General features: G+C 46.7%; 27 protein-coding genes and 1 pseudogene. All 28 read right to left on the reverse strand.

Annotated features, from left to right (window positions below; all coding sequences use genetic code 11):
- Window positions 1-81: 81 nt before the first annotated feature.
- The 28 genes and pseudogenes from RS881_RS46940 to RS881_RS47080 all read right to left on the reverse strand — a co-directional run bounded on the left by RS881_RS46940 (window position 82) and on the right by RS881_RS47080 (window position 20370).
- Window positions 82-219: a hypothetical protein gene (locus RS881_RS46940; protein WP_315817118.1), complete on the reverse strand. Its 138-nt coding sequence runs from the start codon at window positions 217-219 to the stop codon at window positions 82-84.
- A gap of 73 nt (window positions 220-292) precedes the next feature.
- Window positions 293-878 (reverse strand): annotated as a pseudogene (locus RS881_RS60920) (M60 family metallopeptidase).
- Window positions 879-898: 20 nt separating this feature from the next.
- Complete coding sequence (locus RS881_RS46955; protein ID WP_315817121.1) at window positions 899-1381, reverse strand: M60 family peptidase N-terminal accessory domain-containing protein; 483 nt, start codon at window positions 1379-1381, stop codon at window positions 899-901.
- Complete coding sequence (locus RS881_RS46960; protein WP_315817122.1) at window positions 1381-1656, reverse strand: hypothetical protein; 276 nt, start codon at window positions 1654-1656, stop codon at window positions 1381-1383. The genes RS881_RS46955 and RS881_RS46960 overlap by 1 nt, the downstream gene beginning before the upstream one ends.
- Before the next feature lie 236 nt (window positions 1657-1892).
- Window positions 1893-4178, reverse strand: coding sequence for an FAD-dependent oxidoreductase (locus RS881_RS46965; RefSeq protein ID WP_315817123.1), 2286 nt, complete (start codon window positions 4176-4178; stop codon window positions 1893-1895).
- 161 nt (window positions 4179-4339) lie between these two features.
- Complete coding sequence (locus RS881_RS46970) at window positions 4340-5167, reverse strand: glycoside hydrolase family 2 TIM barrel-domain containing protein (RefSeq protein WP_315817124.1); 828 nt, start codon at window positions 5165-5167, stop codon at window positions 4340-4342.
- Window positions 5140-5700, reverse strand: a complete 561-nt coding sequence (locus RS881_RS46975; RefSeq protein WP_315817125.1) for a glycoside hydrolase family 2 TIM barrel-domain containing protein — start codon at window positions 5698-5700, stop codon at window positions 5140-5142. The genes RS881_RS46970 and RS881_RS46975 overlap by 28 nt, the downstream gene beginning before the upstream one ends.
- A complete protein-coding gene (locus RS881_RS46980) occupies window positions 5697-6335 on the reverse strand; it encodes a sugar-binding domain-containing protein (protein ID WP_315817126.1) in 639 nt (212 codons plus the stop codon). Before RS881_RS46980 ends, RS881_RS46975 begins: the two co-directional genes overlap by 4 nt.
- 61 nt (window positions 6336-6396) lie before the next feature.
- Window positions 6397-8688, reverse strand: coding sequence for a hypothetical protein (locus tag RS881_RS46985; RefSeq protein ID WP_315817127.1), 2292 nt, complete (start codon window positions 8686-8688; stop codon window positions 6397-6399).
- A 23-nt stretch (window positions 8689-8711) separates the two neighbouring features.
- Entirely contained in the window at window positions 8712-8969 is a 258-nt protein-coding gene (locus tag RS881_RS46990) for a hypothetical protein (protein WP_315817128.1), read from the reverse strand.
- The gene (locus RS881_RS46995) at window positions 8951-9178 is read right to left on the reverse strand and encodes a hypothetical protein (protein WP_315817129.1); all 228 of its coding nucleotides are present in this window, start codon (window positions 9176-9178) and stop codon (window positions 8951-8953) included. The genes RS881_RS46990 and RS881_RS46995 overlap by 19 nt, the downstream gene beginning before the upstream one ends.
- A gap of 71 nt (window positions 9179-9249) precedes the next feature.
- The gene (locus RS881_RS47000; protein ID WP_315817130.1) at window positions 9250-9693 is read right to left on the reverse strand and encodes a glycoside hydrolase family 97 C-terminal domain-containing protein; all 444 of its coding nucleotides are present in this window, start codon (window positions 9691-9693) and stop codon (window positions 9250-9252) included.
- The gene (locus RS881_RS47005) at window positions 9629-9991 is read right to left on the reverse strand and encodes a glycoside hydrolase family 97 catalytic domain-containing protein (protein WP_315817131.1); all 363 of its coding nucleotides are present in this window, start codon (window positions 9989-9991) and stop codon (window positions 9629-9631) included. The genes RS881_RS47000 and RS881_RS47005 overlap by 65 nt, the downstream gene beginning before the upstream one ends.
- On the reverse strand, window positions 9966-11051 hold the full coding sequence (locus RS881_RS47010; RefSeq protein ID WP_315817132.1) for a glycoside hydrolase family 97 N-terminal domain-containing protein: 1086 nt from the start codon (window positions 11049-11051) through the stop codon (window positions 9966-9968). Before RS881_RS47010 ends, RS881_RS47005 begins: the two co-directional genes overlap by 26 nt.
- Window positions 11052-11190: 139 nt before the next feature.
- Window positions 11191-12609, reverse strand: a complete 1419-nt coding sequence (locus tag RS881_RS47015; protein ID WP_315817133.1) for an SGNH/GDSL hydrolase family protein — start codon at window positions 12607-12609, stop codon at window positions 11191-11193.
- Window positions 12610-12622: 13 nt separating this feature from the next.
- The gene (locus tag RS881_RS47020) at window positions 12623-13213 is read right to left on the reverse strand and encodes a hypothetical protein (RefSeq protein ID WP_315817134.1); all 591 of its coding nucleotides are present in this window, start codon (window positions 13211-13213) and stop codon (window positions 12623-12625) included.
- 8 nt (window positions 13214-13221) lie between these two features.
- Entirely contained in the window at window positions 13222-13503 is a 282-nt protein-coding gene (locus RS881_RS47025; RefSeq protein ID WP_315817135.1) for a hypothetical protein, read from the reverse strand.
- Window positions 13500-14123, reverse strand: coding sequence for a hypothetical protein (locus RS881_RS47030; protein ID WP_315817136.1), 624 nt, complete (start codon window positions 14121-14123; stop codon window positions 13500-13502). The genes RS881_RS47025 and RS881_RS47030 overlap by 4 nt, the downstream gene beginning before the upstream one ends.
- On the reverse strand, window positions 14081-14917 hold the full coding sequence (locus tag RS881_RS47035) for a hypothetical protein (RefSeq protein ID WP_315817137.1): 837 nt from the start codon (window positions 14915-14917) through the stop codon (window positions 14081-14083). The genes RS881_RS47030 and RS881_RS47035 overlap by 43 nt, the downstream gene beginning before the upstream one ends.
- The gene (locus RS881_RS47040) at window positions 14838-16034 is read right to left on the reverse strand and encodes a carbohydrate-binding protein (RefSeq protein WP_315817138.1); all 1197 of its coding nucleotides are present in this window, start codon (window positions 16032-16034) and stop codon (window positions 14838-14840) included. The genes RS881_RS47035 and RS881_RS47040 overlap by 80 nt, the downstream gene beginning before the upstream one ends.
- 37 nt (window positions 16035-16071) lie before the next feature.
- Window positions 16072-16347 (reverse strand): hypothetical protein, encoded by a 276-nt coding sequence (locus tag RS881_RS47045; protein ID WP_315817139.1) that lies wholly within the window; start codon window positions 16345-16347, stop codon window positions 16072-16074.
- Window positions 16348-16421: 74 nt separating this feature from the next.
- A complete protein-coding gene (locus RS881_RS47050; RefSeq protein ID WP_315817140.1) occupies window positions 16422-17186 on the reverse strand; it encodes a glycoside hydrolase family protein in 765 nt (254 codons plus the stop codon).
- A gap of 29 nt (window positions 17187-17215) precedes the next feature.
- Window positions 17216-17767: a hypothetical protein gene (locus tag RS881_RS47055; RefSeq protein WP_315817141.1), complete on the reverse strand. Its 552-nt coding sequence runs from the start codon at window positions 17765-17767 to the stop codon at window positions 17216-17218.
- On the reverse strand, window positions 17716-17934 hold the full coding sequence (locus RS881_RS47060; protein WP_315817142.1) for a hypothetical protein: 219 nt from the start codon (window positions 17932-17934) through the stop codon (window positions 17716-17718). Before RS881_RS47060 ends, RS881_RS47055 begins: the two co-directional genes overlap by 52 nt.
- Window positions 17931-18479: a hypothetical protein gene (locus RS881_RS47065; protein WP_315817143.1), complete on the reverse strand. Its 549-nt coding sequence runs from the start codon at window positions 18477-18479 to the stop codon at window positions 17931-17933. Before RS881_RS47065 ends, RS881_RS47060 begins: the two co-directional genes overlap by 4 nt.
- 42 nt (window positions 18480-18521) lie before the next feature.
- Window positions 18522-19265 (reverse strand): hypothetical protein, encoded by a 744-nt coding sequence (locus RS881_RS47070; protein WP_315817144.1) that lies wholly within the window; start codon window positions 19263-19265, stop codon window positions 18522-18524.
- On the reverse strand, window positions 19262-19621 hold the full coding sequence (locus RS881_RS47075) for a sodium:solute symporter family transporter (protein WP_315817145.1): 360 nt from the start codon (window positions 19619-19621) through the stop codon (window positions 19262-19264). The genes RS881_RS47070 and RS881_RS47075 overlap by 4 nt, the downstream gene beginning before the upstream one ends.
- Window positions 19591-20370, reverse strand: coding sequence for a sodium:solute symporter family transporter (locus RS881_RS47080; protein WP_315817146.1), 780 nt, complete (start codon window positions 20368-20370; stop codon window positions 19591-19593). Before RS881_RS47080 ends, RS881_RS47075 begins: the two co-directional genes overlap by 31 nt.
- Window positions 20371-20442 lie beyond the last annotated feature (72 nt).

The following is a 20442-nucleotide window of genomic DNA, read 5'->3' on the forward strand; positions in this document are numbered from 1 at the left end:
AGCATTTCTTTTAAAAATTAAGCCGAACGACCGGGCATTTCCGGAAGTTCGGCTTTTATACACCTGTTCAGTTTATACTTATTAATCTTCCATCGTACTGATATCCACCTTGGGTTTTGGCAGGTTCATGGCCTTGATGGCGGCTTTGCAGGTATTGACCATTTCCTCAGTCATATTGTATTTATACTTACCGTAGTCGTCATAATCAAAGGTACCCACGTAAAAAAGCCATACTTATCGAAGAATTCAGTGAGGTCTGTTTTACTGATCTCGCAGGCAGTTTTTACATAATTCAATTGAGACTCGGCAGGATTTCGTCCCCTGTTTCCCCAGTTCTCTGCTCTTGACTTTGAACCCGCAGGCCGGGCCGCAGCACCTTGTTGACGAAATGATTCAAAAGATCGGGATAGAAATCTTTGTAGTTACCAACGCCCGCGAAATAAAGCTGCAGTTGCCAGAAAGGCACTAAGCGATTAAATACATCTTTATCCTGTAAATAACTGATCTTTCTGGCAATGATGCTATCCTTGGCTTTCTGGTAATTCTTTTGTTCCGATAACCGGCTCTTGTTACCGAAAGAAGTGGTTCCATACAATGAGAAAATATTATTACTCACTTCTCCCAGTCCCCCAGTTAAAAAAAGGCCGTACCTGGTGTACGTGACCTACTTCATGGCTGAAGCCCCAGCAAGGATCTCCTTTGATGACGCGCGCCGGATCGACCACCAGCGGCATAGCATTTCCGGGTGTTGTACCCATATAAGCTACCCCATCGCCGTCCCGGAACATATAGTAGTTGTAGTTTACACGCGCCAGGATATGATTTTTAGGAACCTTGTTGTATTTTATTAAACCTAAGATCCGGTGCTGACGATACACCAGTGAATCGTAATTGCTGATCAGTTCAACACCCCTGTTGTAAGCATATTTTTGCAATCGGCCGTGGGGTAAACAATCTGGATATGAGCTCCTCTTGCATCCAGCACCGGATAAACAGCATTATCGATCAAGTTGTTCCAGTCTGTATCATTGTTTTTCTTGATATCGAAATAGCCATTCACTTTGGCGCCCACAAAGTGTATTTTAATAGGGTTCTCTTTTTCAGGCGCATCGGAATAGTAATCAACATACGCCAATCCGTCGAAGCCTTTCACATCAATAATATTTACGCCATTGTTCAATTTGAATTGTTGTTTTACGATGCCCCAGCCAGCAGGGTCTTTCGTGGGGTCGATACCATCCGGAGCATGACGGTTCCAATTGGGAACCAACAGTTTTACCTCTTTTTCTGCTGTAATGTTCTCTACGAGGACAATGTGTTTCCCAACCGGCAAATAAATGCCGGTCATGTTCTCGTATTTGCTGTAGCCGTCACCAATCATCAGTTCTTTCCCAAGGGTTGTGGGAGTGAGGTATGCCTGGTAATCAGCAATACGGTATTGTGCGCTGTATTTTTTTCCAGCATTGAAAGCGCGGCTTCTCTCAACTGTGGAGTGGTAATCTTTTCAAGGTCCTTTTGTTTGATGTTTTCCTTGAGCGCCGTAGCCATTGGGGTTTGGAACAAGGAAAGATCTTTGTCTACATCAGCAGGTGATTGTGCATTCGCCCAGGAGGCAAGACCTGAAAATAGGCAGCATAGTATTAATCTTGATCTCATTAGGCTATTTCTTAAAGTTGGGTTGAGTGAATGAGACAAGATAATAAATTTAGTTATGCAGTTTTTGCTCAACCGGTTGCACGAAAATATTACCTACAATTGCCTGTATTCAGCGGACGTTTTCCATGCCAAAGTTTAAAAGCCCTTTCAAAGCAGCATTGTATTACTTCATTATAGACCAAAATATTCCTAACTGAAATAAAAAACAATCTTCATTTGCCTGGTTACCAGATCGATTATCTATAACAGCGTACTGCAAATACGGCTGCCGGTACCTGGGAAGAAGGATGTTCCACTTCAATAATCAGTTTACTGGTAGTGAGGGGCCTGTTCAGCCTGATGCGGTTATGAGTTTGATAATTGTCATTGTTCTCTGCAATAATATTGCCGCCTTCATCTTTTATACGATAAGTTCTGATACAAAAAGGCATGGCCGACTCTGGATGCTGCATTAAAACAGATTCCATCGGGTGATCATAATCTGTATCAAAGAACAAATCTACATGGCTAATCTCCCTGGGTTCATTCCAACTAAGGGTAAGTGCTGGGGATTCATCCGACCAGTTGGCAACCCAGGCATTGGGTTGGGTGGTAGGCCTGTCGATGCCATTTCGTATATTCTCTGCCTTAAACACAGGCAGCCCTGCAGGATACTTGAAAGCTATATTGTGTCCTTCAGGCCTGCGTTGTGGGCACCAGAATTCAAAAGCATCCATGCCAATATCTTCCGGAGGTGTTTGCTTCCCGTAATTGGATACGGCTTTGTTGATGCTGTTGAACACTGACAGCAGACCAGTAACCCGCTTCTCTGAAAAATGGAGTTGCACTTGCGGGTTCTTGCCAAAAGTGATAAAGGCATAAGCCTGTTCCTGCATAACCGCATCAAACTTTACCTGTATGCAATTCCTGCCAGGCTGGATGTCCATTACCTGGGTAGCGATGGTAATATCGGGTGTATGGTTGGCAGTTTTACTGCTAATCCGTAATTCAATTTCGAGGGTAGTGGCTATATCAGCCTGTGCGTGGAATACAAAAGGAGCCACCTTTCCCTTTTGCAAGGGCACCATCTGCGCTACAGATAGTACCAAAGGTTTTAACAGGTTGGCTTCGGGCAGTTCTTCCAATACCAATTCACTAGAAGCAGTAATTACAGCCGATTGCACCAGGTCTTCCTGATCGGCCAGTGCCATACCCGGAATGAATTGTCCACTCTTTAGTAAACGTTGTTGTAATTGGGTAATGTATTGCTGGGTTATTACAGCAGCCGGCAATATATTCCTTTCCCTGCACAGTGCTGCGGCCATACCCACGGCTTGTGAAGCATAAGCGGCGGTAGCCATTACCCTGGTAGAACCAAAAGCCACATGGGAGGCGCTGATGAGACGACCACCCAAGAAGAGATTCGTAATATTTTTACTGTACAAACTGCGATAAGGTATTTGATAAATGCCTTTACTATGCCATTGGTTACAACCCGGCTTTTCACTAAACACGCCATCGGCCGGATGCAGATCAATCGACCATCCACCAAAGGCTACAGCATCGTGGTGCAGGCGTTGCTCCACGATATCCTGCTGGATCATCATATAATCGCCTTCAAACCGCCTGCTTTCTCTTTTACCGGGAATGGTGCCTACCCATTCGAGGGTGAGGTTGGCAGCTTCGGGAAAATTACCGGAGTTCTTGATATAATTCCAAACGCCATATACTACTTTCCACAATTCCCATTTGATCTTTTCGGTATCGTGTACCGTATCCATCCTGCCGCCATATTCTATCCACCACAGTTTACAGCCAAAGTCTTTTGCATTGAATGATCTAAAGCGGGGTATCTCTGTAATATCCTGTAATGCAAAAGAAGGGGGAACATAGGTAACCGGCCGGCCTGTATCCTTACTATAGAAATATAAAGTATGGCCTAGTAGTTCACCATACTCTTCCGTGGGGGCAAATTTCTCTCCAAACTCTTCTTTGTTTTCAGCGCCCATACGAAAGGCGGCTCCTGCCAGAAATCCCACTACCCCATCGCCCGAAGCATCACAAAACAAGGGAGCCGATAAAACATATTCCGTCTGGTTTTGGCTACAAAAGGCTTTTACTGATTGTATGGTGGTAGCATCTTTCTTTTCTACCTCATACACGGCCGTATTCAGCAAGAGGGTGATATTGGGTTCACTCACTACCTTATCCAATAAGATGGTATCGAATATCACAGGATTGCCTTCGGGATTGCGGTAGGTATTTTCGACCAGGATCTCATCAACTACGCCACCTTCCCTGGCCCACCGGTTGTTATTGCCCATATGAGAAGTAGCGCCCAATATCCACAACCGTACTTCGCTACTGGAATTGCCACCCAATACGGGCCTGTCTTGAACCAATACTACCTGGCGGCCCTGACGGGCTGCGGTTATGGCACAGCATACGCCGGAAAGACCGCCACCTGTTACAATGAGGTCCGCTTCTATGTCTCTGTTTACAAAAGAACGTTTACTGTTGCCGTAGTTTTCCAATTTCATCATTATCCGGATTAAATATTATTGATAAGGTTTTTAAATACAAGCTGTGAGCTTTGAGCTACGAGCTGTTAGCGAATACAGTTTTAAATTTTTGTTTCATCACAGGCCCTCTATTCGAATCCGCGCAATCTGCCTACATCTGCTAATCTGCGATTCCCACTAGCCTACTTAAATATTTTATTTACCGCTACAAATCCACCTGGCTTGATCAGGGATATTTTAATCGTTTCCTGTTGATTGGTAACAGCCAGGGGTAATGTCACTTCCTGCTGTTCGCCGGGCTTTAATGTTTTTAGCTTTACCGCGGCATCATTGCATTGTACCTGGTAATTGCGCAGGGCATAGGCTGGGAAATTGTTACGAGCTGTAATGCGTACGGTTATTTTGCCTACTTCACGCTTTACCAATTCCAGTATGGCTGGTGAAAACTCCTCCTGCAGTATAGTATAGCTCTCGCGCAATTCACGGGCAGGGGTTACGAGCCCCCATGCCCTGTACCCATCAGCATCGGTACCAGGGTAGCGGCTTTGGTAATCGTTCAGTGTCCAAACAGATGCACCCACCAGGTAATCGCACTGGCGAAATGCCTCTATTGCTTTCCTGAAATAATCAATGCGTTGCTGTTCTTTATTGTTGACGGTAGACCGGATACCAAATTCACTGATGTAAACGGGCTTATTGGGATATACCTCAGGAATATGCTGCAGGCATTGCAAATGATTGTCATAGATATTGGCACTGATAAAATCAACATACTGCGATGCTTCATCCTCGGGCTTCTTTACATATTGACGCCATACATTAAAACTGGCAAAAGTGATCAACCGGGTGGCATCGAGTGTTTTCACAAATGCACTCATGTCCTTTACCCAGGATTGCCCTTCGGGTGTTTGTGATTGAAATTCGTTGCCCAGGCTATAAGCAATGATGCAGGGATGATTCCAGTCGCGTTCGATCATTTCTTTCATTTGCGATTGGAATTTGGTCCGCATTGAGGATCAGCCATCTGCTTGGGTGTCATTTGCCAGTTGCCTGCCTCGGCAATGATGAGCAGGCCATTTTTATCGGCCCAGTCCAACAAGCTTTCAGAAACGGGATAATGGCTGAGGCGGGAAAATTCCAGGTTGCCATTTTTGATCAGCGTGAGGTCTTTTGCCATTACCGCTTCAGGATCGAGGGAACCATAGTTGGGATAATCCAAAGGCCGGTTACAACCACCCATGCGGATGGGTTCTCCATTCAACAATAACTGGGTGCCTTTTACTTCCACTTTGCGGATACCAAAGGAAGTAGTCAAAGTATCTTTACCGGCTATTATTTCGGCCGTATAGAGGCTGGGCTCATCGGGATACCAGCGTTTAACTTCAGCAGCGGGCATTATGCCTTCCAATACAACGCTAAGGTTGTTATTGGCCGCCACTTGGATGACGATGGGCTTAAAACGGATATTGCTTTTCTGCCCGGCATAATACACATTGGCTGTTACCGTCTCCCCGGCATTTTGTGCAGTAAGATTACTGATCATTGCTTTGATCCGGATACGCGCATTGCCTTTTGCAGGTCGGGCTCGGCAATGACCTGTGCTTTTTGAACGTACAGGTCCGGACGGATAACCAGGTAAACAGGCCTGGTAATACCGCCATAATTCATCCAGGCATACAATTGAGTAGCATTGGGACGTAAAGTTGTACCGGCAGTTTTGGCGCCCGGTATGGTAGTGGTATCCCATTCGTTGTTGACCAACAAGGAAAGGGTATTCTTCGATTGCAACCAGGGAGTAATATCCCATTCAAATTGAGTATAACCTCCCTCATGGGTTCCTACCAATTGACCATTGAACCAAACCTTCGTTTTATAAAACACGGCATCAAAGCGGAGAAAAGCCCTATACCCAGTTGGTACTACTGCGGCCTGAAACTTCTTAAAGTACCAGGCTGTACCTGTATAATTAAAGTATCGTTTATCGACCGAAAAACTATGCGGCACATTTACCTTATCAAAGGATCCGGAAGCAAAACCGGCCGTATACCATTTATCGGCTTCGCCTATTTTTACCGGGTCCAGGGCAAAGGTCCAGCCTTCATTCAAAGCAAGCTGCTTGTTGCCTTGTGCAAATGCCATGGCAGGAATTAACAATATGAACAGCACAAATTTATTCATCAGCTATTTTTACTACCCAGTAATACTTGTTCGCTTTGGTGCTCCTGTCCTTTGGTATCAGTCAGTGACAAGTAAAATTGTACAGTTTGTCCTTTTCAACCGGTACGGTGAATTCAAAGGGATAGCCATTGTCGTCCAACCTTTCTTCTTTTCCATTGGCTGCTTTATACAGCAGGGATGCTTTACGATACTTATTATCATCATCTTCCAGGTATACATACAGCCTACGACTGTATTGCCCCAGGTCAAACAGCAGGGCATGTGCATTGCCCATAGCTAGTTTTGCATAGTCACGGCCCGCATCCCCTTTGCGTATATCCAGTATCTTTTGCTGGAAAGAAGAGGCCGCCACGGCACCCTGCACGGTAACCGCAGCCTGGCCATTGGCAGGCACTTGAATAGCAAAACTGCTGTGGGTAAGCGCCTTTATTAGTTTACCCGTAATGGTACTTACTGAGGACTTCCCATTTAACCTGACCCATGTGGGGTTAATGGTTACTTTAGCGAGAACAGGTTTGGCAGATTGGTTGGTAAAGGCCAATAACAGTTTGTTGTCTTTACGGGCTGCTATATAATTCAACTCGGTATTGTCGATGGCTAATAAACGGGCAGGCATCCAGAGTTGTACCTCATTCTCTGTGTAGAACTTCCCTTTTTGTGCGCCATACAGGTTATTCTGCAGGTAGGCATATCCTTCCATGTATTCGTACGGGAAACTGATCTTACCCTTGCTGCGTACAAAAGCATCGGTTACCAAATAATCCAATAGCATGGAAGCCATTGGCAGAATATGGTTGTAATGAAAGGAGTTTACGCTCTGGTCTTTGTGTTCATGCAAAGGAAAATCCACCTTTTCATAAGCAGTAGTCCTTTCTGTATTGATATGGTAGCCAGGGAAATTCCTGTACCGGCCAATGATGGCTGCTTTGGCTACTTGCATCAGGAAGGTATCGCGGGTATAATATCCCAACCGCAGCATCCAGGGAGCATAATTGGCCATGAAGATTCCGCGGTGACCGGTGGAGGTACCTGAGGATTCGGGCGTGAGGCCCGCTTCCGACAAACGCCAGGCGGGCGCCTTTTCTTCCGGGTAAAACATGGGGTGATGGCCTTTTGATTTGAGGTACCAGTACATAGGTGCTTTACCGTCTTTATTTACTGTGATCAGGCTATCGGGTATGGCCGGGCACATCCAGGTAAAGAGGGTATACTGGCGGGCTCCCTGCCGGGCAGCATCGAGGTACCGTTGATCCTGGGTAAGTTCATACAATTGGAGAAACTCAATCCAACGGCCGGTAAAAGTGGGCCAGAAGAAATAACTACCCTGTAATGGATCATTAAAACTTGTTTGTGCCTGTGTGATCCTTTGGGCCAGGTATTCATTGGCTTTGGTGGTGGCGGCCTGCAGGTAACTTTTATCGCCGGTTGCCTGGTACAGGTACATGGCATTGATCCAGTTATTTCCCTTCTCCTTCACATCCAGGTTGCGTATCCGTGCAAAATTGTATTCCTTTTGCGCCATCCCCAGGTAGAAGTCATTTTGCTTATTGAAAATATTGTACAGGGCCACCAGTTCGGATAAAGGCGCAATGGGGCCTTTGAGTTTACGGGAAGGGCTTTGGATCTTTTGGGTACTATCGAGGCTAAATAAGAACTTCTCTCGCGATAACATGAATTCCATTAAGGGATAGGCCCTTTTTTCAAACATGACGGAATCATCGCGCACCAGTGCCAGTTCCAACGGGTTCAAGCTGGATACGTTTTTAACAGCGCCGGGCACATCGGTAGCATATGCGCAACCCTTCAGGCTATCAATGAACCAGGCGTATTGGGACAAGGAGTAATCCACCATATTGTCCAGTGCTGTATTGAGGGAGGCAATATCATTACGGCGGTAATCGCTAAAGCCAAATACCTGTTGGGCCATTTGCTGATAGGTATCATTGATGGAGGCAGGTGCTGTAACCAGGTAGAAACCAAAATCAAATACATCGCCCGGTTTCATTTGTGATAAAAAACCGCCCGGTATGGGTGCATATACCTGGGGCTGCAGTTGACCCTGCTGATTGAGCAAGGCAACGCCAAAACGGCTATTGGCCAGCATGGGCAAAGGCTGAAAGGGGATTTCTTTCGGAGCTGCCAATATACCAATGGTGTTGATGCCATCATTGACGAGGGTAGCAGGAAGGGTGGCCATGAAGGCAGGCGTAAGATAGGCTGCATCAGGCGCCCGTTTTTCCTGCCATATCAAGGGTTGCCAAAGTGCCGCAGTTTTATCCTGCGTCAAAGCAGGGGCACCAGCATAGCCAATACTATAATAACCAGACCGAAGTGGCCTGAAGGAATACTGCAAAAGTGGGTACGGTTTTGCAGCTGTCAAAAGATAAACGGATAGTTTGAAAGCGGGGATGCAGGGATAATGAAAAAAACAGTATCTCCTTTTTTGTAGGTGCCGGTTGCCTTTACTTCTATACGTTCACCAGCTTGAAAAATATTGGCGGTTCTCCACTCGGACCTGGTTCTTAATATACGGTCATCAAATCCATCACCGGCTACAGAAGCATTTATCTTCTTCTGTACAAAATCGGCTTTGCTGCTGTCTTGTACTTTCCAGGTTAGTACATTGTATTCCACTTTTTGATGCCGGCAGGTTTTAAAGCCATGCCAGGATCAGCTGCATTGTACAATACCACGAAGGCAGGTGAAAGGGTATAGTTCTGCTGGCCGCAACGGATCACAATGTTGTTTTGCCCGGCAGGCACACGCACTTGTGCGGGTAACTTACCAGCCAGCAAGTAACACAACACCATACTCAACATATACCTGGTTGGGGAGTAGGCCATATCCTTATTCGCTTTTGATTTGAATAACCAATCCGCCGGCAGGTGGCAGGCTAAATTGCTGATTGTAATTTTTACCAATAGCTTGTTCTGCCGTAACAAATCCTGCATTCTGCGACGCATCTGATACGATATAGGCTTTGTATTTTTTTTTGTTTGAGGAGGAAGGAAGGCTGCAAGGTGAAGTTCGTTACAGTATCCGAGCCATTGATCGCCGTAACATACCAATCCTTCCCTTTGCGCCTGGCAAAAGCAGCCAGCTTACCAATCTTACTTCCCGGCAATACAATGGTTTCATCCCAGGTTACCGGCAATGTTCTTAACAAGGGCAAAATGGGTTTGTACACCGGCTCATTCAAGAGGGTTACCGGGTTCTCGGCTATACATTGAAAGGGAGAATTGAACAGGTACAATAAAGCCAGCTGGTGCGTATAACTGGTATTGGCTTTATTGCTAAAGAAACCAGGCGTATAATCGCCATGACCGCAAATAAACCGGGTAAATGGCAGGGGCTGCATTGTGCCAGGCGGGGATGGGCTCCTTCATGATATTGAGCTCCATACCCCGGATGCCTTCGCGCGTCATTTCATTGGGCCAGGTTTTACTTTCGCCGGTAGGGGCATGGCATCCATGAAAGTTGACCATCAGTTTTCTTTTGGCCGCAGCCTGCAATAGGCCGATCTCAAAGTCGATGAGGTCGCTGGCCTCACTGTTCATAAAATCGGTTTTAAGGCCCACAGCGCCGGCCTTATGGATGCTGTCTAAAAATGCATTGCGTTGAACAGTATCTCTAATGTCTTTGGAATGTTTCCACACCCAGACGCCCACTTTCTTTTGTGCAGCATATTGGCAAAAGTTCTTTCAACTGCTGCCATTTGTGGGGCCACTTGGTTTCCCATCCTTCATCCAGCAGGGTGTATTCAAACTGAAGTGCAGCAGCAGCATCTATGCATTTGATCTCTTCTGCCGGTTCCATATAATGCTCATTGCGAGTGATCCAACTCCATACTGATTTGCCCGGCTGTATATAACTTGTTTCGGCAAAGAGATGGATATCGGGTGCAGGGTTCAGGTTTTCGATCACCTGGCTGTTGACCAGTTGCTGCAAATTGTGGGCGTACAACACTACACGCCAGGGAGTTTTCATAGTACCTTTTACTGCAAATCCTGCAGTGCCTTCCGTAAAATTTACCTGCACAGTATTATTGCCTATCGCTTTCAGGCGCATACCGCTGTAATTATATAGGGCCGCTTCGGTAACCACGATATACTTTTTGGTGGGCAGTTCAACTACCAGGGGCTTGCCTTGTATGGGGCCCTGGGATGAAATGCCCGGCAATTTTTCTACGGCAGTTGACAACCACAAGCCGGCATAGGATTTCAATTTCCACTCACTGTTCCTTTCAGAATACCAAACAGTTGAGGCAGCAGGTAGAGCAAAACTGGTCAGCTCTTCTATTACCTGCCGGCGATCTATTCCTATGGGCATATAGCGGAAAGCAAAACCATTGTTGAACAATCTGCGCTCTATTGTATCAACAACCTGATCACCTTGTATAGCCACAATATAAACAGTACAATGATTAAAGGCTGTATTGTTGTTGAGGCGGGAAGGCCCCTTTTCATTGATCTGGTATTGCCTCACCATTTTAAGGTTCTGACTGTTGATGCCTATTGCCCGGTTATCAAAAGCCAGTCCGAGCGAAGAGGCACCCACCAATACTTCCTTGCCTGCCTGTAAGCGGTACATCAGGTTTCCTTTATGCAGAAAGAGTGTCGCCTGCAATTGGCGTTGGGGGCTTTGCAATACCAGGGAGTCATCAGCCCATAACAAGGTGGCGGTCAACAAGCAATATATGGTTAGCAATAAACGCATCGGGTTCAAATTTAGCGCCTTGCAGTAGCTGCCAGCAAGGCTTTTCACATCAAAAAAGAGTGGGAATGTTCCCAATTGGCGGGAATGTTCCCAAGGAATACAAACTTATGAGCGATGAACCTGGAACGAGTGGGCTCTTTCACTTTGATAGGATCTCCCCACGCACCAGGATCTTTCCGAGGTACACCACTGTCCTGTCGTATTTAGCAGGATTGGCAGTGATATCGGCCAGTTGATTTTCGCCCAGCACTTTACGTTTATCGGCCTTTTCAGGCGATAGTTTTATAGTAACAGTATGCTCTCCGTACAATACTTTAATACATTCAAACTGGCCGCGGTAGCGGTTATTGCAAAAATTATTGAACCTGTTGACCAAACTCATACCCGCTGTATCTGATATTGTGGCTATACGTGTGCCGGGTAGCACGAGTGATAGCTTAACCATTTTGCCATCCACTTCTATCGTGAGCTGCCCTGCTTCGGGACCACCGATATCGAAAAAGCCGAACATATTGCCTTTAAACCTGAATGTTAAAGACGCACCTGGCTGTTCTGATTTCATGATATAGGGAAACCAAGGGGCAAACTGCTTCAGAAAAGTACTGTCGTTGGGATTGATCCGGTTCCATCCGCTACTGAATACAGCCAGTTCAGCAGGCGCGTACATATGGGCATTGTCCCAGTTATCAGCCAGGAGTGGCGCCGGTAATACATGCTTGCGTGAGCGCGTATTCTTTTGCAGGGTAATCAGGCTCCTGGCAATGGCGCCAGCATATAAATCGCCGCCCTCAGGAAGCGGATGGGCGCCATCGTTTGAAAAAACGATCTTAGCTGGAATGGTCTTACTATCAGATCGCCAAACCAGCTTTCCTTCCTGTACCATCGAGGCAGGTTGTATACCCAGGTGGATGGAGGGTATGCCATAGTAATCGGCTAATTCTTCCAATCCCCGGATATTATCCGGTACCCTTCCTGCTGTATAGATCGCATGTTGCTCATGATGTATGGTATACAGCAGGCAGATCTCTATCGCAGGATCAAATTCCCATATCTGCCTGATGATCCCTTCCATCCCTTCGCGGTAGGCGCCATTGACGGCAAATTCCACAAATATTATATCCGGATGATATTGCAACAGTTGTTCGTGCAGGCGGCAGGCTCCCAAATCGGTGCCCGTACCGGATATGCCGGCATTGATGGCTTTCATGGGTGTATTGGGATAAAGGGATTGAATATACCGGGCAGCGCGTGTGCGATAGCCGTAGACAGCCTGCGTAATGCTGCCACCAATAAAACCCATGGTCATAGGTTTTCCGGTTGCGGCATTGTGAAAGAAGTTTGGCAGGCCATTACGTACCGTACATTCCCGGCCATTGTCAAATTCAAGGGGTGCTATTATTGGTATATCGGCTGCGGCAGGGTTAAAGAACAGCGGGGAAGCCCCTGCCTGCGAAGCAGCCCTGATCCGCTCTTCATACGCCGCATCTGCTTTATTGCTTTGGGCAAAACTGTTACCTGCTAAAAGCAGTATTACGGATAAGAATAGACAATTACGCATACAATGGTTACTTTTACTCAAATTCAATGGGTATTGTTATTGATTTACTATCTGCCGTTTTCAGTTGAAGCGTTCCCTTTACCGGTTGATTGGCAGCTATTTTATAAAAACTCCACTCATAGGGGTAGGCAGTTGGTGTAACTGATTGTCCATTGATCGTAGCTGTTATAGTAGCTCCTTCTATTGGCCCCGCCTCTACATAGCCATACATAGAATCCCATCCAAAAGGGCTCCGTATCCTGAATACATAACATTTACCCCAGGGAGCACCCAGGTCAATTACTTTCATACCATTGGCTACTGGCGGCAAGGGCTTTGAAACTGGCCTGGAGGCAAGGGGAATAGACAAGGCCGTGAATCCTTTTGCAGGGATTGACAGGGATGTGCTCCGCTTGTTGATAGCCAGGGTTCCCTTCTTTGTTGAATGATTACTGTATTGGTTGACGCTGACCTGATCAGCTACAGGCACTTCCTTTGCAATACTTATATTGGTTTGCGCCACAGCCTGTGCTTCATTCATCAACAATATCCAAAAACGATCGTCTGAAATTCCGGTTACATAATTCACTTCCGGATTGTCGATGGTGATCAGCCCCTTTTTCATCCACAGGTTTACTTTTTATCATCCATGATGGTTCCTTTTCCACCTCCAAATACACGGTTATTGAACCATACAAAACCATCCTGCTTGCCATAGGGGAATTGCACTTTACCATTGGAACGTTGCATGGCTTCGGTAATGACATAATCAAGAGTGAAGGCCAGGTGAGGCGGAATATGGTGATAATAGATGGAACTTACATCGGGGCCTTTATAGGGAAAATCGGGCTGCAAGGTAATATCAGTAAAACCAGTGGCATAGTAACCAGGATAATTGGTAAAACGGCCGATCACAGCATTGCGTGCATAGGTCTCAAAGATCTTTTGTGGTTATACTGGTACAGGCGAAGGAGATGTGGCGCCCAGCTGGACATAAATACCGGTCTTACCGTGTTACCGGGTCCGAAATAAGTAAAGGGTTGTTCAAATCCTAACCCTACGGGAGATACCAGGGCTTGCAGCACCTGCCTTTCCGGAGCATCACCTTTGATACGGGGAAAACCCAGGCGGTATTTTTTATCGCCTTTCCACCACATAGTAGTATTGCCTTCAAATTCATTACGGGGATGGATAGTTTGCAGGGTATCCTTTACCTGCGGGTAGCTACGGATGCCTGCCAGGGTATGGTAAGCCGATGCATCGGCAGCTTGCAGGTAACGATCGTCTTTGGTAGCATCATACAAATCGGCCAGGTCCCACCAATACGCATAAAAAGAAGCGTTGTAGAAAGGCAGGCGCGATAAAGGTTTGGTAAGGTTTCCATATACCTGTGTGGCAATGAATTGATCGGCATTGGCCCGGGCAGCCGTTAACCATTTATCTTCTTTGGTCAACCGCCAGGCAGCCAGCTTCTGTGTCCAAGTGGGCACTTCTACTGAATACCCTTTGGCAGCACGGATATTGCCATCGGGCAAAGCAATGGCGGTAAGCCAGGGATTGGCCTGGCCCAGTAAAGCATACAGCCCTTCAAAATAGTTGGTGGTAAACTGTGATCCATACGGACTGAGCTGTAATGATTTTTATCGCTGTTGAATGGAGTTCCTGATACGGCTTTTGCCCATCGGAATCCACTGCGGGATAAAGTATATTCAATAGTTGGTAAAGCACGGGTCAGGTAAAATTCTTCATCCCGGCTTAATACGGCTGCTGAAATGATGGCCAGTGGCGCTGCATGAACAACGGTAGGTACTACAGCAGGGTTGGCCTCAATATCATAAAAACCCTTCAGCCTGGCATCCCAGCCAGCCGCCGCATCCTGTTTCACCAGGTCAATCATATTGAAGGCAGCTTCAGTAAGCGAAGCGGTATGCTGCTTGCGGTAATCTTTTACTTTATAAATGCTGTCCGAAATATATTCCAGGGCTTCATTCCATCCGCCTGCGATGGCCCCTATAGCAAAATCACGTTGAATGGTTTGTCCTGCGGTTAATTTTGAATCATCCAGCCCCATGACCGGTGCAAAAGCCACCGGCTGCACCCTGTTTACCTCATTCTTAATGCTAAAACCCATGGGGCTGCTGTAAGCGCTGCCCCAATCGGAGGAGGGAAAGGATTGCACCAGGCCACTGGTAAAAATGGAGAACAGACCATCACCCCTTTTTCCTCGGCAATGGCTACCGGCTGGGGCATCATGCCTGAAGGCAATAATATAGGTTGTGGTGATAATCGTTTGTATTGGAACATGGGGGCAACTGGATATTGCTAGCACTATCGACCGCTATGCTTTGAAAAGCAGCCACGCCCATACTGTAGTAACCATTGCGTACGGGTTTAAACTGTAGCAAAAGGGATATATGCCGGTCACCAGGTTGAATGGTCCATACGCCTTTCAATACCTGCTCACCGCCTACCGTATATTTTACTTCAATGGAATTGTTATTTATTTGTCGGGCCGCCACAGGGATAGCTTCGGTAACCTGACCTGCCAGAAAGGGATTGAGGGTATTGTCGGTTTCCAGTATGCTGTATTCCTTTCCGCTATTGGTAAAGGAGGTTAACCCAATAGAGCCGTTCCAGGAGGGAAAGAAATTACCAAAGCTAAGTTGGGGATTATCGGCCCTGATGATATATATCCGGTGGTCTTCCCGCTGTTCATTCATATCTATCCAGTGGCCTTTCTGCCGGATGGCTGTTTTGGTAGCCAGCCTTTTCTCCGTAGCAGATGTATTGACGGGTACAAAACGCAGGCGTAACTGCTCGTTGGTAATGGAAGCAATTGCTGCGGCATGAGGGTCAATAGTAGCTTGTGATAATTCGGGGTATTTAACATGGGTGGCTTTCTGCGGTACTGGTTTAATCCTAAGTGCCACCAGTGTAGACAACGCTTGTGTATTGGGATCAAAGCCTTCGGCCTGTGAGAACACAATAGCGTCGCAACGGCCAAAATTACCCCGGCTATCTTGCAGACGAACCACTGTTTCCCCGGCAGCCAATGTAACCTGTCCTACCTTTTCCCAATAAAAGCCTGCCTTACCATGCTTGCCTGCTTCTTCGAGGGATTGTTCATTCACCTTCAGGCGAAACAAACGGGTGCCCGGCCGGTTATCGGGGAAGTCGGCCGAACGTATCCACACGGCATAAGTACCCGCCTGCTTCACATTGATAACAGTGATAGCATCTACTGCCGGTGTTTTGCCAGATACTACACGTAATAGCTGATTGTTCAAATATCCTTTACCGCCTTCCTGTTCTGTGATCCAACCACCTTTAAACTGGAAATCTTCCGCTTCCAGTAGAAAACTGTGTTGTTGGGCAGGAGCCGTTATTCCGGCCACCATCATTAGCATGAAGGCAGCTGTAAGCTGGTATATATAGGAAACTTTCATATCTGGGTGATGCACCTTCTAAAGGTGGACGGATCAGTTACTGGTAACTAATCTCTATAACCTGTATCCCATAAGCAGGAATGGCCAGCGGCCAATCGTTTTGGCTATTCAACCGGGTTCGTTTACCATTGGCATCAATGGCGTACATGGATTGAGGTGCTATCATATCCTTATCCAACACTTTATTATAGGCGGCCTGAACAGTAGTATGCAATGGTTCATCATCATTATTCAATAAGATGAAGAACAGTTTTTTTCCGGTTGTATCAATAGCGCCATAATAATCCAGGTATGGACTATCCGTATGCAACATGCCCTCTTTCAGAAGTAGGTCGGCCTGATGGCCGTAGATATTTCCTGCGGCAAATCCATAGGATTGATGTGGACCTACCTTGGGGTAATAAATCCCCGTGGAAAACGCAGTTTACCCTGACTACGCAGCTCGGCTTCGGACAGCAGGTAATCGGTGATCCATCCTATTTGCCACCAGGCATGATGCGGATAAGGGCCAGCCCCTTTGTTCATAATATCCCAGTAATAGGACGCTACACTGGTAGCCGGATCTACAAAAGCATCCCGGCCCAGGGCGGCGGTACGCGCCATGGTAAGGAACAGGGAATCATGGGTGATGGAGAACATACGAATAAACATACCTGCATGACTGGCCAATAAGATGGGGCCGCGATGGGTAGCGGAACCAATGCTGCCGCCATGTTCAAAACTCAAACCCACCTGGCTTATTTCCCAATCCTGCCTGGGTAATCCCCGTGCCGTTTTGGGGGCGCGCGTAGGAATGGGATGGGTATAAATGGAGGTGGTGTACAATTTAGCAGCAGCAATGGCTGCCTGCAAATGTTTTTGCTGTTTTGTAAAATCATACAGATCCAATAATGCCTGTACACTTTGACCGGTAGCAAAATCAGGAGCAAAACGTGTATCTCCACACACACCGGTAAAGTGCCCCTTGTTCACGGCATGGGTAATGTACCAATCGGCTCCTTTACTGGCAGCTACCAAATACTTTTTTTCACCCAACAATTTATAAGCAATGAGCAAACCATAGAAGGTAGGACGCAGATCTTCCAGGTCGGTGAACAGCGGCTTTTGTGTAGTATGATCATACGCTATAGCCCACTGACCATCGGTGCCCATCCAGGCCAGCAGCCTGTCGGCAGCTGCTTTTAATTCTCTTTTAATGCAGTATCGGCAGGATTGAACAATAATACGTTGCCAATATCCATCAGCATATAGTAGGTGGTGCCAATGGGCTCTACATAAGGCCCCCACTCTTCCGTGAACTTTTTGCTTTTGGGAAGATAGTACTGCCCGGCTGCTGCGCCATAGAAGAACCCAGGTGTTTGATCCTGTTGGGTTATTTTAAAATTGCGTACGTACGGCAAGCGGGTTTGTTGCAATATAGGATCGTTGGAAGCACGGGCCAGCATCCACATGGCTCCATAGTCAGCATTCTTAATAGCATCACCATCTCCTCCATACACACCGCCCTGGTAATCCTGCGCCCCAATGGTGAGGCCCTGGTATGGTTCCTTCCGCCATTTGGAGGTACTGTCATCTACTACATAATGGTGCATGGACAGTATCCGGCTGGTAAGCGATTGTTTCGTTTCTTTTAATGCCAGGAAATCTTTGAGCCGGTAAATATCGTTGACAGCATGTTTAATTACTGTGTACCAGTTGGCTGGTTGTATGGTATACCTGAAGGTAAAATGCACGCTATCGCCGCTACGAAGGAAAGAACCTTTTGGGCCAATACGGGATGCCAGGCGGTAGGTGTTAATTGCGCCTGCCGGTTCATTAGCGACAATCCCAACTGCCAGGTATTTTGGGTACTGCGGTCTTTTTCCCAGGGATCGCGGCCCGTACCAGGTGCTGGTATCACAGCAACGGTAATACCTTGTTTGTTGGTAATAAGGGGAGATAAAGTGGCGGCCGTTCGCTCACGAGCCACCACTGGTTTTGCAGGAATACCCTGCCCATAAGCGTAAGCCTTAACCAAATTTTTCTCGACAGCATTACCCTGAAATACCCGGGCACCATGCCCCAGGCAAGGTCTTTATTGTCAACAATGGCTAAAGATGGAGATGACAGGGAATAATAACCATCCTGTTTGGCAATTAGTGACATGTTTACCAGGATATCACCTTCATATTGTTTATCCATTTTCCAAAGGGCTGTGATTGTAGCCTCCTTAGACTCATGGGCAAAGCATAGTTCATTTTTACCTGATCTAACAGCAGCAGGATAAAAACTGGTGGCCTGACCAGCTGTATTCATAGCTACCGGCTGGGTGGCTTCCTTCCATACGGGAATGGTATACCGGTATTGCGGCTCAGGAAAAGAAACCAGTTTCCCTTGTTCGTCATATAGCGTTAGGGGGAATAGAATCCGGCTTTTGTGCTGAATACAAGATAGTATATTGTCCACTGGCGCCCGGCATAGTAACCCATTGGTTGTCTTTTCTAACAGCTATTTGCTGAAGCTGCCACCCATTGGTATTTCTGTTCCATGCCAGCTGTAAAGTAGAAGAAGAAAGCTTTGCAGTAGAAGCAGCTCTCTTTGCGCCAAGGCAGGTTTACCTACAATACACAACAAGATGCTACAAAGTAATACTACTGCCATTTTTGTTGCCACGGGAGGCAACTGTACCTTACGGGCAGCACGCCAGGGAATAAAAGAACACAACAGAATAACAGCAGCTATACCGGCTACAATGCCCCCGCCCGAAGTAGTGAGCAAGCTCAGTATAAAGAGCAGGGCAGCAATAAACGCCAGCGAGAATGCAATGACATGCAAACCGAATTTATTTTGCTTGTTAACCTCGTATGCTTCTTCCTCGGTAACCTGTGCAGCATTTTCTTTCCGCTCTGCCTTACGTTGCAGATAAGCCCGGTATTCTTCTTTTCCATGGCCTTTGTAGCGAGCATACAACTCGTAGATAGCCAGCATCAGAAAAGGAAGCCCCACGCCTACCAGCATTTCGTTTGCACGGTTAAGTTTATATCCGGCAGTTAACGGTAGTATTACTTTAAATACAAGATTGACGGAAAGGCTGATTAGGGTAATAAACAGGGTAGCTTTACCCGTTAAGCGTTTAGAAAATAATGCCCAGATAGGCGGCGCTAATAAAGGTCCGCCGGTAATAGCACCAATACTCAAAGTAAATTCTACGATACCACCAATATAGGGAACGATGAGGGCAATGCCAATCATACCCAAGCCAAAAACCAAGAAGAAATGCGGGCAATGCGCATTAGTTTATTATCGGTAGCCTGTGGATTGATGGAACCTTTATATATATCATTGGTGAATACGGCCGATACTACATTCAAGGCAGTGTTGGCCGAAGCGGAAGTAGAGAAATACATACCAGTAAGGATCAATCCCATCAGGCCGGCAGGCAATACATGTTTACAGATCATTAGATAAGCATTCTCTGTATCCAGTCCCGACAAAGAGGGATTGATGGTTTTATATACCATGGGAGGCAGCATCCATAAAATGGGGCTGATGATATACAGAGCAGCAAACAAGTAGGCTACCCTGGAAGCCGATTTGGGCTTATCCACGCTGGTATAGCGCTGTACAAAGGTCCAGTTGCCCCCGATATAAAAATATGGTACAAAGCAAAAGCCAGGATAAATCCCCAGGTATATTCACCATTCACCAGTTGGAAGAATCCCGCAGGCGCCTGTTGCATAAAATGGTCCACTCCACCTGCCGCTTTAAAGGCTAGTGGCATGATGATGAGGATGGCGGCAGTCAGGATCGCGAACTGTAAAATATCTGTTACCATTACAGCCCACAATCCACCTACGGCGGTATAGGCGATCATGAATAATCCCAGCACAATGGTAACAGGGATCAGCGGAAATCCTAAAGAGGAACCTACCAGTTTGGCTACTGAATACAATACTGACCCTTTAATGAACAGGGATACCAACATGAAAATGTAGATATAACTTTTTTGAACTTGTGTGCCCAAGCGTTCACGGATAAACTCGGCCGCTGTAAGGTTGCCGGTAGCTTTCCATTTGGGCGCCAGGTACATACCTGTGATCAGGCCACCTATACACATAGTCCACTGGATGGTAATAGCCACCCAGCCATGCTGGTATGCAATGGAACCCCAGGCTACAAAAGTACCTGCCGAAAAGAAACTCATGAATAAGGATAACCCACCAATAAACCAGGGTACAGATTCGCCTCCTGCAAAAAAGGATTTTAGGTTCCTGCCTGTTCGGGCAAACAGGAAACCGATCATCATGATGAAGATGGAGAAAACAACGATGACGGTGGTGTCTATTGTAGAATCCATAGAGTAATGATAAAAAGCGAGTGGTAAATGGCGAGTAGCGGATGGCAGGCACCAATGGCCCTTCTCTACTTG

Origin of the sequence: Paraflavitalea speifideaquila (genome assembly GCF_032395985.1) — a bacterium.
Classification (GTDB): Bacteria; Bacteroidota; Bacteroidia; order Chitinophagales; family Chitinophagaceae; genus Paraflavitalea; species Paraflavitalea speifideaquila.

Bases quoted from the DNA above. Each gene is read 5' to 3' on its own strand.
- RS881_RS46955 (WP_315817121.1), bottom strand. From the start codon at position 1,381: ATGATTGGTGACGGCTACAGCAAATACGAGAACATGACCGGCATTTAT.
- RS881_RS46960 (WP_315817122.1), bottom strand. From the start codon at position 1,656: ATGAGATCAAGATTAATACTATGCTGCCTATTTTCAGGTCTTGCCTCC.
- RS881_RS46965 (WP_315817123.1), bottom strand. From the start codon at position 4,178: ATGATGAAATTGGAAAACTACGGCAACAGTAAACGTTCTTTTGTAAAC.
- RS881_RS46970 (WP_315817124.1), bottom strand. From the start codon at position 5,167: ATGCGGACCAAATTCCAATCGCAAATGAAAGAAATGATCGAACGCGAC.
- RS881_RS46975 (WP_315817125.1), bottom strand. From the start codon at position 5,700: ATGATCAGTAATCTTACTGCACAAAATGCCGGGGAGACGGTAACAGCC.
- RS881_RS46980 (WP_315817126.1), bottom strand. From the start codon at position 6,335: ATGAATAAATTTGTGCTGTTCATATTGTTAATTCCTGCCATGGCATTT.
- RS881_RS46995 (WP_315817129.1), bottom strand. From the start codon at position 9,178: ATGGCCTACTCCCCAACCAGGTATATGTTGAGTATGGTGTTGTGTTAC.
- RS881_RS47000 (WP_315817130.1), bottom strand. From the start codon at position 9,693: ATGCAGCCCCTGCCATTTACCCGGTTTATTTGCGGTCATGGCGATTAT.
- RS881_RS47010 (WP_315817132.1), bottom strand. From the start codon at position 11,051: ATGCGTTTATTGCTAACCATATATTGCTTGTTGACCGCCACCTTGTTA.
- RS881_RS47015 (WP_315817133.1), bottom strand. From the start codon at position 12,609: ATGCGTAATTGTCTATTCTTATCCGTAATACTGCTTTTAGCAGGTAAC.
- RS881_RS47020 (WP_315817134.1), bottom strand. From the start codon at position 13,213: ATGAAAAAGGGGCTGATCACCATCGACAATCCGGAAGTGAATTATGTA.
- RS881_RS47040 (WP_315817138.1), bottom strand. From the start codon at position 16,034: ATGAAAGTTTCCTATATATACCAGCTTACAGCTGCCTTCATGCTAATG.
- RS881_RS47045 (WP_315817139.1), bottom strand. From the start codon at position 16,347: ATGTTGCATACGGATAGTCCATACCTGGATTATTATGGCGCTATTGAT.
- RS881_RS47050 (WP_315817140.1), bottom strand. From the start codon at position 17,186: ATGGGCACCGATGGTCAGTGGGCTATAGCGTATGATCATACTACACAA.
- RS881_RS47070 (WP_315817144.1), bottom strand. From the start codon at position 19,265: ATGATTGGCATTGCCCTCATCGTTCCCTATATTGGTGGTATCGTAGAA.
- RS881_RS47080 (WP_315817146.1), bottom strand. From the start codon at position 20,370: ATGGATTCTACAATAGACACCACCGTCATCGTTGTTTTCTCCATCTTC.